Origin of the sequence: Campylobacter geochelonis (genome assembly GCF_013201685.1) — a bacterium.
Taxonomy (GTDB): domain Bacteria; phylum Campylobacterota; class Campylobacteria; order Campylobacterales; family Campylobacteraceae; genus Campylobacter_B; species Campylobacter_B geochelonis.
Genome location: NZ_CP053844.1, coordinates 1788550 through 1804035, shown reverse-complemented (window position 1 = coordinate 1804035; position 15486 = coordinate 1788550). Strand labels below are relative to the sequence as shown.

Genomic DNA, 15486 nt, shown 5'->3' with positions numbered 1-15486 from the left:
AAAACTTATTTTCTATCCATCATATGGCTTGAATTTAGCTATATTCTGATTGTATTTATCTAAAAAGTGATATAAATTTTTACCATAAATTTAAGGCTTAAAAGATTTAAAATTTAAAAAAGATTTCTAAAACCTTTTTTAAAATTATCTAAATTTTATAAATTTAGCCTAATCAGGCGGTCTATAACCACTATTTTTATCTTCTCTTTTTTTAAGAGCCTCTTTTTTCTTTTGCTCCATTTTATAAGCGTCATTTAGTGCATCTTCACTATCAAATTTTGTCCCATCAAGAAACTTTGAGTAGTCCTCAAACTGCCTAGTCTTAAGCCCCCAAAGAAGCCCAAAAAGCCCTATAAGACCCATGAAAATCGATACAACAAGCATTATAGTTAGTATAGTACTCATCTGTTTCCTTTAAAGATATTTTTAATTTTTAAGCTATTTAAGACAACGCTAATCGAGCTTAAGCTCATGAAAAGTGCCGCAAATAGCGGTATTATGAAGCCCAACATCGCAAGCGGTATGGCGATAATGTTATAAAGAATAGATAAAGCTAAATTTTGTTTAATTGTCTTAAGCGTTGCTTTTGAGATTAAAATCGCCTCATAGAGTTTTGTTAAATTTTCATTTACTAAAATCACATCGCTTTTATCCACGCTCACACTCGCGCCACTTCCAAAACTTATGCCAACAGTCGCCACGCTTAGTGCAACTGAGTCGTTTATACCATCGCCTACCATGATGACATTTTTACCATTTTTACTTAGGTTTTGAACGAATTCTGCCTTGCTAGATGGTAGAGAGTTTGCTACGAAATTTGTGATATTAAGCTCATTTGCTATCTTTTTTACCACTTTTTCGTTATCGCCACTTAGGATATAAATTTCAAAGCCTTGATTTGCTAAATTTAACACCACATCTTTAGCCTCATCTCGCAAAATATCTTCTAACTCAAACTTAGCCACGACTTCATCATCTATAGCGAAAAAATAGCTTGTCATATCGCTATTTGGGCATTTTAAGCCAAGTTCTTGCATAAATTTATAGCTTCCGCCTCTTAAGTGGGTATTGCTAAATTTAGCGCTAACTCCTTTTGCTTGTATGTTTTCAAACTCACTTAAATTTAGCGACTTATAGTCGTGATTAATGTGTTCAAACACAGCTACACTAACTGGATGGTTTGAGCTTTTTAGCAAATTTGCTAATAAATTTATATCAAATTTGGTGTAAAATTCGCTATTTACAACCTTAAGTTTTGCTTTTGTTAAAGTCCCTGTTTTATCAAACACGATTGTGTCGCACTTTGCCATGCTTTCGATGATTTTTGTCTCTTTGTAAATAATTCCTTTTTTAAGCCCTGTACTAAGCCCAACAAGCGTAGCCACTGGAGTTGCAAGACCAAGTGCGCAAGGACAAGCAACGATGATAACAGAAACTGCGACAATCAAAGCTTTTTCAAAACCAAAATCAAGCCCAAACCACGCTAAAAAGGTAAGCAAAGCAAGAGAAAGTATGATAAGTGAAAAATATCCTGAGATTTTATTTACCGTTTTTTCGATTTGTGGTTTTTTAAACGAAGCATTTTCGAGTAAATTTATGATTTTACTTAAAATTGAACTTTGAAAATCGCATTGTGCCATATACTCGACTCGCCCATCAAGGCAAATCGCTCCAGAGCTTATCTCATCGCCATTTTGTTTAAAAACCGGAATGCTCTCGCCACTTAAACTCGCATAATCAAAGCTTCCATCTCCACTTATAATCTTGCCATCGATTAGCACCATTTCGCCGCTATTTACTAAGATAACATCGCCGATTTTAACGCTATTTGCGCTTTTTAGTTCAAATTTATCGCCATTTTTTACTTGAATCTCTTTTATAACCAAATTTGATAAAGCATCAAGGCTATCAACTGCCTTTTTTTGGCTGATAACTTCGAGGTATTTTCCTATAAAAACAAAGGTTATAATCATACAAACCGAGTCGAAATACACCTCGCCAGAGCGCGAAAACATCGCATAAAGCGAGTATATATAAGTAAGCGTGGCGCCTGAAAAGATTAGCAAATCCATATTCGGCATTTTGGTTTTAACTGCAGTTATCGCCCCTTTTAAAAAGACATTTCCGGTATAAAAAAGCACCGGAGTTGCTAAAACAAACTCAGCAAAGTGAAGCACATCTTTTATGCTCTCATCCATTCCACTAAAATACCCACTATACAAAGCAACTGCTATCCACATGATATTCATCGTAGCAAAAATGCCAACTAAAAGCCTAGCGTAAAAATCGCGCCGTTTAGCATCAGAGCGAGTTTGCGAGCGAACGGGATCGTAAGGATATGGGTTGTAACCAATGCTTTGAATGATGTTAAAAATTTCAGCTAAATTTATCTCGCTTTCATCCCAGACGATTTTGGCTTTGTTGGTTGAAGCATTGATTTCAGCTTCTATGACGCCTTTTGCGTTAAATAAAACTTTTTGATTTAGCCAGATACAAGCCGCGCAGTGGATTCCTTCGATGATGATGTAAATTTCGTTAAATCCATCGCTATTTTGTTTGACATAGTTTTTATAAATACTTCGCGCGGTTTCATCTGAAATTTCTTTTAAATTTGAAGCTGGATTTAGTGTATTTTTTCCAAGTTTTTTGTAAAAATCATCAAGCCCTTCGTTTTTTAAAAGATAAAAGACCTGTTTGCAGCCGTTACAGCAGAATTTATTACCAAATTCATCATCTATTAGCGCATCTTTTTCAAAACTTAGTTGGCAATGGGAGCATTTCTCTTTTGACATTACATTTTTCTTTCAGATTTATATTTATGGTTATTTTATAATAATATCCTAAAAAAAACGTTAATTCCCATTTTAGGATACTTAGCGATATAAAATTTAGCTTATGATATAATGCTAGATAAATTTAAATAGGATTTTTATGGGCGCTTTAGCGATACTATTTTTACTTTTTGAAATTTGCGATATGGTTTTAAACCCAAGCACTAGTTTTAAAGAGCTTGTTTTTGGATACGCACGCAGGTGGGCAAAAAGCAAAGCGTTTTTTTTGCTGACTCAATTTAACTTTATATTTTTAACATTTTGCGTGTTTGGACTAAATTTACAAAGCACGATAATCATCTTTTTGTACCTTTTTTACGCTCTTGATAGTGCTTATAAAATTTATCTATCAGACAAGATAGTAAAAGATGAGCTAAATGATGAGCTGAAAATGCTATTAAATGGCGATATTAGGATAACTTTATGGCAAAGAGCGCTCTTATCATTAGGCGCTGCTTTGTTATTTTTTATGGGCGTTGTGTAAAATTTTATATTGACAGATAAGTTAAATTCTACTAAAATGCTATCTAAACAACTTCAAATTATTGAAAAATCTACATAAATTTCCAAATTTACAAAGAGGATAGATGGAAAACAACAAAAAACAACACACAAGAACTCATGTTCCAGTTGATGGGCACAAAATAGAAGAGCTTAGAACGCTAGATCTCGATTCGCTTGTTAAAATCGCACTTGATATGGGCGTTGAAAACCCGCGTGAATTTCGCCGTCAAGAGCTTGTTTTTGAGATACTTAAAACTCAAACCAAACAAGGCGGCTTTATACTATTTACCGGTATTTTAGAGATTACAAACGACGGATATGGCTTTTTAAGAGGGATTGACTCAAATTTAAGCGATAGCGTAAATGATGCTTATGTAAGCTTATCTCAAATTCGCAAATTTGCCCTTCGTGTTGGAGATATCGTAACTGGACAAGTTAGAGAGCCAAAAGATCAAGAAAAATACTACGCGCTTTTAAAAATCGAAGCGATTAACTATAAAACCATTCAAGAGGCAAAAGAAAGACCACTTTTTGATAACTTAACTCCACTTTTTCCAACACAAAAACTAAAGCTAGAGTATGATGCAACGCATTTAACTGGAAGAGTGCTAGATCTTTTTACGCCGATTGGAAAGGGACAGCGTGGGCTGATAGTTGCTCCTCCACGAAGTGGTAAAACAGAAATAATGAAAGAGTTAGCTCATGGAATCGCGCGAAATCACCCAGAAGTTCAACTTTTGGTTTTGCTAGTTGATGAAAGACCTGAAGAGGTTACTGATATGCAAAGAAGCGTTAAGGGCGAGGTGTTTAGCTCAACTTTTGACCAACCAGCGCTTAACCATGTTAGGGTTGCAGAGCTAGTCATAGAAAAGGCAAAAAGATCTGTTGAGATGGGAAAAGATGTTGTGATTTTACTTGATAGTATAACAAGACTAGCAAGAGCGTATAACACAGTAACTCCAAGCAGCGGCAAAGTGCTAAGTGGTGGCGTTGATGCAAATGCGCTTCATAAACCAAAACGCTTTTTTGGTGCAGCTAGAAATATCGAAAATGGCGGAAGCTTGACTATCGTTGCAACTGCGTTAATCGAAACTGGCTCAAGAATGGATGAGGTGATTTTTGAAGAGTTTAAAGGCACTGGAAACAGCGAAATCGTGCTTGATAGAAACATTAGCGATAGGCGAATTTATCCAGCGATAAACATCTTAAAAAGCGGAACTAGAAAAGAAGAGTTGCTTCAAGGACCTGATAATCTACAAAAAATTTGGGCGCTTCGTTCGGCGATTGCGACGATGGATGATGTTGAAGCACTTAAATTTTTATACTCAAAAATGCTAAAAACTAAAAACAACGAAGAACTTCTTTCTATCATGAACGAGTAGGATAAAATTTGCAAGCTTTAGCACTAAAATATAGACCAAAAAATTATGAAGAGCTTATCGGACAAGAAAGCGTTTCAAAAAGCCTATCTCACGCGCTCGATAGCAAAAGATTAAGTCATGCTTACCTTTTTAGTGGGCTTAGAGGAAGTGGTAAAACTTCAAGTGCTAGGATTTTTGCTAAGGCTTTAGTTTGTGAGCATGGACCAACTAGTAAGCCGTGCGAAGTCTGTGCAAACTGTAAAATGGCAAATGAGTCAAGACACATCGATATCATAGAAATGGATGGCGCAAGCCACCGTAAAATCGATGATATAAGAGACTTGATAGAACAGACTAAATACGCACCAGCTGTTGCAAGATATAAAATTTTTATCATCGATGAGGTTCATATGCTAACAAAAGAGGCGTTTAACGCTCTTTTAAAAACGCTTGAAGAGCCGCCAGAGTATGTTAAATTTATCCTTGCGACAACAGATCCGCTAAAGCTTCCTGTAACGGTGCTTTCAAGAACCCAACACTTTCGTTTTAAACCGATTGCTAAAAATATGGTTATAAAACATCTTGCTTATATCTTAGAAAACGAGGGCATACAGTATGAAACTCCAGCTCTTGAGATTATCGCTAGAAGCGGTTCTGGTTCACTTAGAGATAGCATAACATTGCTTGATCAAGCGATAATTTTTTCAAGCGAAAACATAACACAAAGCGCAGTTGCTTCTATGCTTGGACTTCTTGATCCTTCAAAAATAGATGAAATTTTAGATATCGTGCTAAAACAAGATAGAGATAGGGCGATTGTAGTAATTAAAGAGCTTGAAAACTACGATCCAGAGACAATCATCGATGAGATGATAGCAAATATCAAAAACCGTTTTTTAGCCAAAGAGCCTAAATTTAGCCTTTTGATGTATGAGAGGTTTTTTAGAATTTTAAGTGAAGCTAAAGGAATGCTTTTCGTAGGCGCTGATAGTGGATTTGCTTTGGCTATGACGCTGTTTTTGATGATGGAGGCAGTGAATTTAAGAAGCATTGATGATATCATAGAAAGTGCAAAAAGTCTAAATTCGGCCGATACAGATAGCCAAAACGTAGCAAAATCTAACAACCAAAAAGAGCAAGATAGCATAAAAGCAGTTATCGCACCGTTAGATAGCATAAAAATAAGCCCATATGATAAATTCTTAAGTGGCATTTATGATAGGGATTTTGATTTGGGAGAGTGCTTTAAAAAAGATATTGAATTTATCAAATTTCAAGATAACACTCTTTTTGTTATCTCTCATGCAAAAGGTGCAAACAAGGAGCTTTTGCGTGGCGCATCTAAAGCGATAATGAGTGTTTTAAAAGCCACTTTCAACCAAGATACAAAGATAAAAATCGACCCACCAAAAGAAGAGAACGCAAGCGAACCCACAAAAGATGTAAGTATAAATTTAGATAAAGATATGCAAAATCTTGATAAGCTAAATGTTCTTATAAGTGAGGATAGGGGTGTGGACTTAAAAAAAAAGAGCAGTGAGCTTTTTAACGAGCTTAAAAACTCAAACTCATTTGTAAAAGAGTCAAAAGAAGAGAGTGTTTTAAAGGAGCTCGAAAAGCTTTTTGGAGCTCCTAAAGTAGAGGATAACTAAATATCTCCAAACAAAGATTTTAGATCTTTTACAGCCAAGCTTGTTTCGCCATTTCTCTCATCTGCTGTTTTTGACTCAACAAGTTCGATTTCATAACCAGTTAGCATCGAAGCTAAGCGGATATTTATACCATCTTTTCCAATTGCCTTGCTTTTTTGCTCACTGTTTATATAAATGGTTGCTTTTTTGCCATTTACTTTAACTGCATTTACGATTGCTGGGGCGATAGCGCGAGATACCATAAGCTCTGGTTGGCTTGAGTACTCAATCGCATCTATGTTTTCGTTTTTAAGCTCTTTGCTTACTGCATTTATTCTAACGCCTTTTGTTCCAACGGTAGCTCCTACTGGATCGACATTTGGAGAAAGCGCAAGAAGAGCGACTTTAGCGCGTTTTCCAGGAATTCTAGCACATGATTTTATGATGACATTTCCATCTTTAATCTCAGGAACTTGAACCTCAAGCATAGCTTCAAGAAATTTTGGAGATGTTCTTGAAATTTCAATTTTAATCCCTTGACTTTTATCGACAAAAACGCGTCTAATAACAGCTCTTGCGATATCGCCGACTTTAAATTTCTCATCTTTTATTCTATTTTTTCGTGGCATAAAGGCTTTTAAGTCATCAATCTCAACAAAAGTTGTCTCATCAGAATCAACATGAGTAACTGTTCCAAAAACCAAAGTCCCAACCTTGCTGTTGTATTTCTCAAAAAGTTTTTCTTCTAAAAGGCGTTGTATGTGGTAGTTTAGCTCGCGAGATAGAGTCTCAGATGCAGTTCGCCCTAAATTTTCTAAATTTATATCATAGCTAAGCTCATCGCCGATTTCTATACCACTATCAATCTCTTTTGCCTTGCTTATATTAATGATATGTTCGCCTTCATGAACTCTTTCATCATCGTTTGCAACTACAAGAATTTTTTGAAAAAGCTTGATGTTTTTTGAACTAGCGTCTAAAACCGCTTCATACTCATAGTCCTCACCAAAGAGTTTTTTAGCTGAATTTATAAACGCTCTTATGACTCTTTCTTTTACTTCTTCGATTTCTAGCCCTTTTTCGTTTGCGATGGATTCGATGATATCGCTAATCTTTTCCATTACTTTTCCTTATTTTAAATTTGACAATGATAAACCATTTGGATTTATAATTACGAGATGTTGGCATTATACTATTTTTACTCTTTTATTTTGTTTAATCCAGATTTTACATAATTTTTGCTATAATCACAAATTCAAAAAAAGGCAAAGGATTAAAAATGGAGTTAAAGTTAGCGCGAACTGAGCTTGATAAAGCACCAAAAAACATAGCAATAGAGAAAATCGAAGAAGATTTAGAAAAAAGTGGGCAAAAAATTTACTATTTTGATAGAGAAAATTCTCATAAAGATTTGATTGCCTTGATTGAATTTTTTGAAAAAAAAGGTCTAAGCGTCTATCATCGCACCGTTAAATACGGTCTTGATGATAATGAGTATATGTATGAGGTTCATATCCTTTGAGCAAACGGCTTTTTATACAAACTCTTGGCTGTGCGATGAATGTGCGTGATAGTGAGCATATCATCGCAGAGCTTAAAAAAACTGATGATTATGAACTTACAGATGAAATTTCCGATGCCGACTTGATTTTGATAAATACTTGCTCAGTTAGAGAAAAGCCAGTTCACAAGCTTTTTAGCGAAGTTGGAAGCTTTTTTAAACATAAAAAAAGTGGAGCAAAAATTGGCGTGTGCGGCTGCACGGCTAGCCATTTAGGAGATGAGATTTTTAAACGAGCGCCATATGTAGACTTCGTGCTTGGCGCAAGAAATGTTTCTAAAATCACAACCGCAGTAAATACTCCAAAATTTATAAGCACAGATATAAATTTCGATGAGAGCGAGTATGCTTTTGGTGAATTTAGAAGTTCACCTTATAAATCTCATATAAATATCATGATAGGTTGTGATAAAAAATGCACCTATTGTATCGTTCCGCAAACTAGAGGCGATGAGATAAGTATACCAAGTGAGCTTATTTTAAAAGAGGTTGAAAAAGCTGCAAAAAATGGCGCTAAAGAGATATTTTTACTAGGACAAAATGTAAACAACTATGGCAAACGCTTTTCAAATTCTCACGAGAAAATGGACTTTAGCGACTTACTAGTTAAGATAAGCGATATAAAAGAAGTCGAGCGAATTCGCTTCACTAGCCCGCACCCTTTGCATATGGATGATAAATTTCTTGAAGTTTTTGTAAATAACCCAAAAATTTGCAAATCCATGCATATGCCACTTCAAAGCGGCTCGACTAAAGTGCTTCGTGATATGAAACGAGGCTATACAAAAGAGTGGTTTTTAGACCGTGCTTTAAAACTTCGCCAAATGTGCCCACAAGTAAACATAAGCACAGATATCATAGTGGCTTATCCAAGTGAGAGCGAAGAGGACTTTGCTGATACGATGGACGTGCTAGAAAAAGTTAGATTTGAGCAAATTTTTTCTTTTAAATTTAGCCCACGACCGCTTACTCCAGCGGCTAATTTAACTTTGATTGATGATGAGGTAGCAAGTGCTAGACTTAGTGCTTTGCAAAACAGACATAGCGAAATTTTAGATGAAATTGTGCTTAAGCAAGAGGGCGAAATTTTTGATGTGTATTTTGAAGAACTGCGCGCAAATGGCGCTGTGGCTGGGCGAAGCTTTAGCAACTTTTTGGTTCAAGTTAATGGAAGCGAAGAGCTTTTAGGCACAACTAGAAAAGTGAAAATCAATGAAGCCAAGCGAATGGTGCTTTATGGACAACTTGTTTAAGTTTAGAAATTTTAGCTCTGGGTTTAGCTGGTTTGGCGGTTTTAACTTTGCATTTTGCTTATCAAATTTGGCTAGGCGAATTAAGTTATCAAATTTAGGATAAATCTTGCAAGATATTAGTTTTAAAAACCAAATTTTACTTAGCCTTTTTGCTTTGAAAAGTTGTAAATTCACAACTGCTAAATGGCTAAATTCGGTTGCTTTTAAATCCGGCATTTTTTTTAAAAACCTAAATTTAGCGACATTTTATAATGGAAAAAGCCATGCAAGATAAACCGCTTAAAAAAAGAGTTTTGCTTAAGGTGGCTGAGTGGGTTATACTTGTCTGTATTTGGCTGATTTATCTAACTTGTAAGAAAAATTTCACCCCAACGAATTTGCCGAAATCCCCTTGTGTCGTTGTCTTTTGGCATGGACGTTTGGCTATGATGAGTTTTGCGTATCGTCACTGGTGGAAAAAGGCGCATAGTGGGCAAAAACGTGGCAAAGTTATCATAAGCGATCACAAAGATGGCGAGATAATCACGCGAGTTATAAGTCACTTTGGAATCGGCGCGATTAGAGGAAGTAGTTCAAAAGGTGGCGCAAGGGCTTTGATAAATGCGTTTACTGAGATAAAAAACGGCGTTGATGTCATCATCACGCCAGATGGCCCACGAGGTCCAAGACACAGCGTGGCTGATGGTGCGGTTGTTATAGCGCAAAAAAAAGAGCTTGATATTTATACTCTAAATTACGAGGCGAGTCGCTTTTGGCAGTTTAAAAGCTGGGATGGTATGATACTTCCAAAGCCATTTTCTGCGATAAACTTTAGTTTAAGTGCTCCGTTTTCGGTGCGTGATTTAGAACTTGAAAGTGCTAAAAGCAAAATCCAAAATGAACTTTTTGAGGCTGCAAAAATAGATAGTAAATTTAGCTAAATGGTGTAAATTTAAAAACTTTCTAATCTAAAATTATCATTTAAAAACTTAAATATATTTTAACACTTAAAAATATAAAAATAAAATATTACTAAATTTAGTAAAATAAATGCAAATTTTTCCAATTTCTTTAAAATAATTTTATATGTTTTTAGTATATTTTAACCAGTTTTTTAGCTTGTATATTTTATAAAGCGCTATAATTTAATCACAAGCGCAAAGTATCTGTAAAATAAATTTATAATTAAATTTAAGCTCAAGACAAATTAAAAACTTTTAAAGGGGTTTTTAACTACTATGCTGTCGATGAAAAACAAATACATATACCGTTTCCTAATTTCTGAAAAGAAATTTCGTGAAATTCTCAAGTATTTTTGCCTTGATTTAGAAGCTGTAAAGATAGCTGAAATTTGTAATATTTCTAGAAATTCTATCAATAAAATTCTAAAAGAGATAAGAATTTTAATGGCACAAGAATGCGAGAAAATTTCTAAATTTGATGGCGAGATAGAAATAGATGAAAGCTACTTTTTACTTCGCTTTGCTTGTAACTGTAAACAGAAGGAGCTAAAAGAGTAAGAGGCAAAAGAGGCATAGGTGCAGCTAATAAACAACTAGTATTTGGTATGTTAAAACAAGATGGTAAGCTATACACAAGTAGTTAAAAACTGCAGTGCAAGTGAGCTAGTGTCAATATTAAGAGAGTTTAGTGAGCTAAATGAGAGTATTATTTACTCTGATAGTTGCAGAGCTTATGATGGTTTAGTGGATTATGGAGCAAAAGCTCATTACCGTGTAAAACACTGCAAAAATGAATTCGCTAATGGTAAAATTACATAAATGGTATAGAGAATTTCTGGGGTTATGCAAAGCATAGGTTAAGTAAATTTAAAGGCATAAAAAAGATAATTTTATATTGCACTTAAAAGAGTGTGAATTTAGGTTTAATAACAGAGAAAACTTATATCAAATTTTACTCAAATTGATAAGAGAAAATCCGCTTAACTTGTTTTGAGCTATATTTAAATATGCTTTGTTCTATATTTATATAAATTGTTATTATAAATTTAATATAGATAAAATTTTGATTATAAAAATATAACTTAAATGAAACTATTTTAGATGGATATCTCTTATAAAACTGTTGATGATTTTGCTTAGATGAGATAAGTTCGATAAAATATGCTTAATAAAATTGGTTGTGCTAACTCTATAAATTTAACATTTTTGTTTGTGAAAATTAAAATCACTATTTTTTAAAACCAACTTTGGCTATCACTTTTATCTAAAATAATACTTTTCAAGCCGCTTAGTCGCAACTCATATGTGTAAATAAAATTTAATTAAAAATTTGCAAGTTATAAAATAAATTGAGCAAATTTTATAAATCTACTCAAAAAAATAAATTTGAATAAATGTAGCCAAATTTAGATAAATTCAACTACATTTCAAAAAAATTCTAAATTTAGAGCAAAAAATTTGGCAACTTTTACCAAATTTTTAAAACCCAAACCCTAAATTTAGCGTCTATTTAGGTAGTGCGCGACTTGTGAAAGCTCCATTTGACTAAGCTCTCCACACGGTTTGTGCTTTATAAGATATGCTTTAGCTTGTGCTGGGCTTTTGAACTTAGCATCGATTTTAGCGCAAGTTGCTTTGTAAATTTCCTCGCCTTTTTTAGCAGCCATCATCTGCCTTTTATCTATGAGTTTGATATCGTTTTCTAAATTTTGCTCTGTTTTTTCTGAAATTTGAGCGTAAGTTAAAACTTCTCCGCCAAATTCATCACAAAATTTACTAGCTTCTTCTTTTGTAGCAAAGGCGTATGAGCTAACTGATGCCATGGTTGCAGGTTTGCTTGAGCCATAAACATAAAAAGATTCGTTTGCATTTATAAATTTTAGCGATGTGTTATCAACTGCTTTTGGCTCTTTTGGAGTGGATTTTTTCATCATCGCTTCTTGAAACATACAGTGTATAGAGCAGTACTGATGAAGCTCGTTATCTACCGTTGCAGCGTGGTTTGTGCGGTAAAACATCTGAAGTGACATACCGCAAACTTGACAAAAATCCTTGCTATCGCCATCTTGTAAAATAATCATTTCATCTTTTTTGACTGCTCTAAAGTCCATTTTCATAGGCATTGCAAACAATGATGTGTTAAAACTTAGGTTTGAGGTAACGCCAAGCGCCATTAAAGCGGAGGCTTTTTTGATAAAATTTCTTCTGTTTTGCATAAAAACTCCTTTGCGAAATTTGTGTTAAAAGCGGATTGAAAACTAATTTAATTATATAAGAACTTAAATTAAAGGCAAATAAACTTATAACCTTAGTTTTTAAGAATAAATTTGATAGAATAATATAATTTTAATCAAAGGTTTAATAATGAGTCTTTTTAAAAAATCTCCAAGCATGTTTTATAGTATTTTTTTAAATAATGAGGTTTGTAAAATTTACTTTAGGGAACTTAGCTTTCAAAAAACGGTTGTCAGAGAGGCAGAAGAAAAGATATCTTTGAAAAATACCACTGATTTATCTGAAAAAATTTCTCTTTTTCTAAGGCAAACTGATAACAAAAAAGGCTTTGTATCGGTTCTTTTAACTTCGTCTAACCAAGGTCTGCTTGATGATGATGTAAATTTAGATGATGATATAGTAGTTCAAGAAATAGATGATGATGTTATAGCATACTGCGCTAAAACAGACATTGAAAAAACGCAAGAAGTTGTTGGCGTAAATGTAAACGAATTTATGAACGCTTTTAAAATGCTATATTTTTTATATAAAAATCAAGATTTTAAAGGCACATCGATGTTTGTGCTTAAATTTGATGATAATGCGGCTGTGATAGTGGCAAATAAAGATAAAATTTTCTTTTCAAAAATGCTTGATTTTTCCGCTCAACTAGATGAGCTTGTAAAAGCAAAAAGTGTTGATTTTGCAGTAGATGATACCGATGAAATACTTTGTCAAATTTTTAAACAAAATATAATTAAAATTTATCAAGATAGCGATGAATTTATAGAAAACATATATATTTATGATGAAGATAGCCTAAGTGCAGAGGTTGGATATTATATATTTACTAGAATTTTTATCAAAACAAGCGTTGTTCCTATAAATATGATTGATTTGATAAATAAAATAAATATTAAAGAAAATAGCTAGAAAAACTCAAGCAGCTTTTGCCTTGTTGATATATATCCACGAAGTAGTTTTGGGACTTTTTTGACTCTGCAAGTTTCTTTGAACTTTTTTGTCATCACGGGCGTTATATATGGTGCTATAAAAACTCTATCTTTTGTGTAAGAGATACTAAATTTAGCACTTATAACGCACTCTTTTTTAGCTTCAAGACGCTGTTTTTGGCTCATGACAACGCCAAATTTTTTAGCCGCTTTGTCTATTAAATTCATCGCATTTGGACTATTTTTTACGATAAAAAACTCCGAGTCTTGATATATAAACTCGCCTTCTAAAATATCCTTTTCGCTTCTTAAAAACTCAAAACTTTTTTTAACTCCACTGCTAAATTTAGCCACAAATTTATCGCTAAAACTCTCTCTTATAAAGTTTCTTTCAAATTTGGTGTTTGAGTTTGAACTGTCGATGAAGTATTTTAGCTTTTGGCTATGTAAGAATGCCTTTATCTCATCTTTTGAAGTGTCTAAAAGCGGGCGAACTATGGTGTAGTTTTGTCTTTTATCAACCACGCTCATACCGACTAAATTTACTAGCCCAGAGCCTTTTGAAAAACGCATTAAAAACCACTCAAACAAGTCATTTAGCTGATGAGCGGTTATAAGATGAGTGTAGCTAAACTCTAAGCAAATTTCATCAAAAAACTGATATCTTAAATCGCGCGCTGTTTTTTCAAAATTTGATGAGTTTTGTAGGCTTAAATTTAAGCTTTTTATATAAATTTGCTTGTTAAATTTAGCCGCTAAGCTCCTAGCTTCAAGCTCTTCGGTTAGTGAGTTTTTTCTTGAGTTATAATTTACTAGTGCTAAGTCAAACTCGACGCCTTTTTCTTCTAAAAGATAAAAAAGCGCAGTGCTATCAACCCCATAAGAAAAGGCTAAAAGGGCTTTTTTGCCCTTTAGTGCATCTAGCGCTTGTTGGTTAAGCAACTATCTCTCCTATGAGTTTTTCACCGCTAAATTCGCTGATGTGGCACTTGTAGGTTTTGCCAACTTCTAAATTTTTAACCTCGCTATCATTTATCAAAATTTCCCCATCGATATCTTTATCCCACAACGCCTCTTTAGCGCCAAAAAACATCTCGCCCTCGCTGCTTATGCCATCTATTTGACAAAGTACTGTTTTTCCAACTTCGTTTTCAAAGCTTTGATTTATCGCTTTTTTTACTATTTTTTCGATTAAATTTAGCCTTTTAGTAACTGTTTTTGGAGGAAGTTGCTCCATAGAAAAACTCGCTGTATCCTCTTCTTTAGAGTATGCAAAGACTGAAATTCTATCAAATTTAAACTCTTGTAAAAACTCGCAAAGTTCGTTAAAGTCCTCATCACGCTCTCCTGGATGTCCGACTATAAAACCACTTCTTAAAAATGAGTCTTTTGCTTCTCTCATCAAGTTTAAAAGCTCCATTATGCGAGCTTTTGCAGCTCCTCTTTTCATCACTTTTAGCATATGGTCGCTTATGTGTTGAATCGGCATATCAAAGTAGTTTAAAAAGACTTTTGAGTCTATTATCCGCTTGATTAGCTCGTTTGAAGTCGTAGTTGGATAAAGGTATAAAATTCTTGCAAATTTAACCCCACCGATTTGCTCGATTCTTTCAATCAACTCAACTAGCCCATCTTTAGCGCCAAAGTCTTTGCCAAAGCTACTACTATCTTGCGATATAAAGCTAAAGTCATAGTATCCTTTTTGCACCAGCTCTTCAACCTCTTTAGCGATATCTTCTACGCTTCTACTTTGAAGTTTTCCTTTAAAAGTTGGTATAGCACAAAAGCTACATTTTTGGTTACAACCCTCAGAAAGCTTGATATAAGCGTGATAGTTTGAGCCGGTTATAACTCTTGAAGTGTTTTTTTGAAGATAAGTTTTGGGTGAGAAAAGATTTTGTTTTTTAAGTATCATCTCATCAATTTTATCATAATCCCCAACCCCAGAAAAGATATCAACTTCAGGCAATTCTTTCATAAGTTCATCGCGATATCTTTGCATTAAACAGCCAGTTACGACTAAAACGCCATTTTCTTTTTTATGTTGTGCTAGTTCAAGTATGGCTCTAATGCTCTCTTCTTTAGCCGAAGCGATAAAGCCACAAGTGTTTACTATCATCACATCGGCATCATCTGGTTTATCTACTACTTGGTAGTTTGAGAGTCTGCCTAGCATGATTTCGCTATCGACTAAATTTTTATTACAGCCTAAGGATAAAAGATATAATTTTTGCATG

Annotated in this window: 14 protein-coding genes and 1 pseudogene; 9 read left to right on the top strand and 6 right to left on the bottom strand. The window is 34.1% G+C overall.

The genetic code is table 11. The annotated features are described in order from the left end of the window. Positions 1-168: 168 nt before the first annotated feature. Positions 169-405, bottom strand: a complete 237-nt coding sequence (gene ccoS, locus CGEO_RS08310) for a cbb3-type cytochrome oxidase assembly protein CcoS (RefSeq protein ID WP_075540248.1) — start codon at positions 403-405, stop codon at positions 169-171. Next, positions 402-2792 carry a heavy metal translocating P-type ATPase gene (locus CGEO_RS08305; RefSeq protein WP_075540249.1) on the bottom strand — a complete coding sequence of 797 codons (2391 nt, stop codon included), beginning with the start codon at positions 2790-2792 and terminating at the stop codon, positions 402-404. Before CGEO_RS08305 ends, ccoS begins: the two co-directional genes overlap by 4 nt. Before the next feature lie 139 nt (positions 2793-2931). Between CGEO_RS08305 and CGEO_RS08300 the strand changes: the two genes are divergently transcribed. From CGEO_RS08300 to CGEO_RS08290, 3 genes are all read left to right on the top strand, one after another. Further along, on the top strand, positions 2932-3315 hold the full coding sequence (locus CGEO_RS08300) for a hypothetical protein (RefSeq protein WP_075540250.1): 384 nt from the start codon (positions 2932-2934) through the stop codon (positions 3313-3315). A 103-nt stretch (positions 3316-3418) separates the two neighbouring features. Continuing rightward, positions 3419-4717 (top strand): transcription termination factor Rho, encoded by a 1299-nt coding sequence (gene rho, locus CGEO_RS08295; protein WP_075494572.1) that lies wholly within the window; start codon positions 3419-3421, stop codon positions 4715-4717. A gap of 8 nt (positions 4718-4725) precedes the next feature. After that, entirely contained in the window at positions 4726-6348 is a 1623-nt protein-coding gene (locus tag CGEO_RS08290; protein WP_075540251.1) for a DNA polymerase III subunit gamma/tau, read from the top strand. Here CGEO_RS08290 and nusA read toward each other — a convergent pair. Further along, entirely contained in the window at positions 6345-7448 is a 1104-nt protein-coding gene (gene nusA, locus CGEO_RS08285; protein ID WP_075494570.1) for a transcription termination factor NusA, read from the bottom strand. The two genes, CGEO_RS08290 and nusA, sit on opposite strands and share 4 nt — an antisense overlap. A gap of 158 nt (positions 7449-7606) precedes the next feature. Here nusA and CGEO_RS08280 point away from each other — a divergent pair, with 158 nt between their 5' ends. The 5 genes and pseudogenes from CGEO_RS08280 (at position 7607) to CGEO_RS08260 (ending at position 11076) form a co-directional block, all read left to right on the top strand. Further along, positions 7607-7849 (top strand): HP0268 family nuclease, encoded by a 243-nt coding sequence (locus CGEO_RS08280; RefSeq protein ID WP_075494569.1) that lies wholly within the window; start codon positions 7607-7609, stop codon positions 7847-7849. Continuing rightward, complete coding sequence (gene miaB, locus CGEO_RS08275; RefSeq protein ID WP_082255645.1) at positions 7846-9141, top strand: tRNA (N6-isopentenyl adenosine(37)-C2)-methylthiotransferase MiaB; 1296 nt, start codon at positions 7846-7848, stop codon at positions 9139-9141. Before CGEO_RS08280 ends, miaB begins: the two co-directional genes overlap by 4 nt. A gap of 106 nt (positions 9142-9247) precedes the next feature. Further along, positions 9248-9415 (top strand): hypothetical protein, encoded by a 168-nt coding sequence (locus tag CGEO_RS08270; RefSeq protein ID WP_165589833.1) that lies wholly within the window; start codon positions 9248-9250, stop codon positions 9413-9415. Next, a complete protein-coding gene (locus tag CGEO_RS08265; protein WP_075531444.1) occupies positions 9405-10061 on the top strand; it encodes a lysophospholipid acyltransferase family protein in 657 nt (218 codons plus the stop codon). Before CGEO_RS08270 ends, CGEO_RS08265 begins: the two co-directional genes overlap by 11 nt. Positions 10062-10361: 300 nt before the next feature. Continuing rightward, positions 10362-11076: pseudogene (locus CGEO_RS08260) on the top strand (IS1595 family transposase). Positions 11077-11581: 505 nt separating this feature from the next. Here CGEO_RS08260 and CGEO_RS08255 read toward each other — a convergent pair. Continuing rightward, a complete protein-coding gene (locus tag CGEO_RS08255; RefSeq protein ID WP_075540130.1) occupies positions 11582-12298 on the bottom strand; it encodes a nitrous oxide reductase accessory protein NosL in 717 nt (238 codons plus the stop codon). 148 nt (positions 12299-12446) lie between these two features. On the opposite strand from CGEO_RS08255, the gene CGEO_RS08250 reads away from it, so the two are divergent. Continuing rightward, the gene (locus tag CGEO_RS08250) at positions 12447-13229 is read left to right on the top strand and encodes a DUF8341 domain-containing protein (RefSeq protein ID WP_075540131.1); all 783 of its coding nucleotides are present in this window, start codon (positions 12447-12449) and stop codon (positions 13227-13229) included. Here CGEO_RS08250 and tilS read toward each other — a convergent pair. Together tilS and rimO are read right to left on the bottom strand one after the other, a co-directional pair. Continuing rightward, positions 13226-14191 carry a tRNA lysidine(34) synthetase TilS gene (tilS, locus tag CGEO_RS08245; protein ID WP_075540132.1) on the bottom strand — a complete coding sequence of 322 codons (966 nt, stop codon included), beginning with the start codon at positions 14189-14191 and terminating at the stop codon, positions 13226-13228. The genes CGEO_RS08250 and tilS overlap by 4 nt on opposite strands. Next, positions 14184-15485 carry a 30S ribosomal protein S12 methylthiotransferase RimO gene (gene rimO / locus CGEO_RS08240; protein WP_075531441.1) on the bottom strand — a complete coding sequence of 434 codons (1302 nt, stop codon included), beginning with the start codon at positions 15483-15485 and terminating at the stop codon, positions 14184-14186. The genes tilS and rimO overlap by 8 nt, the downstream gene beginning before the upstream one ends. Between the last annotated feature and the right edge of the window lies 1 nt (position 15486).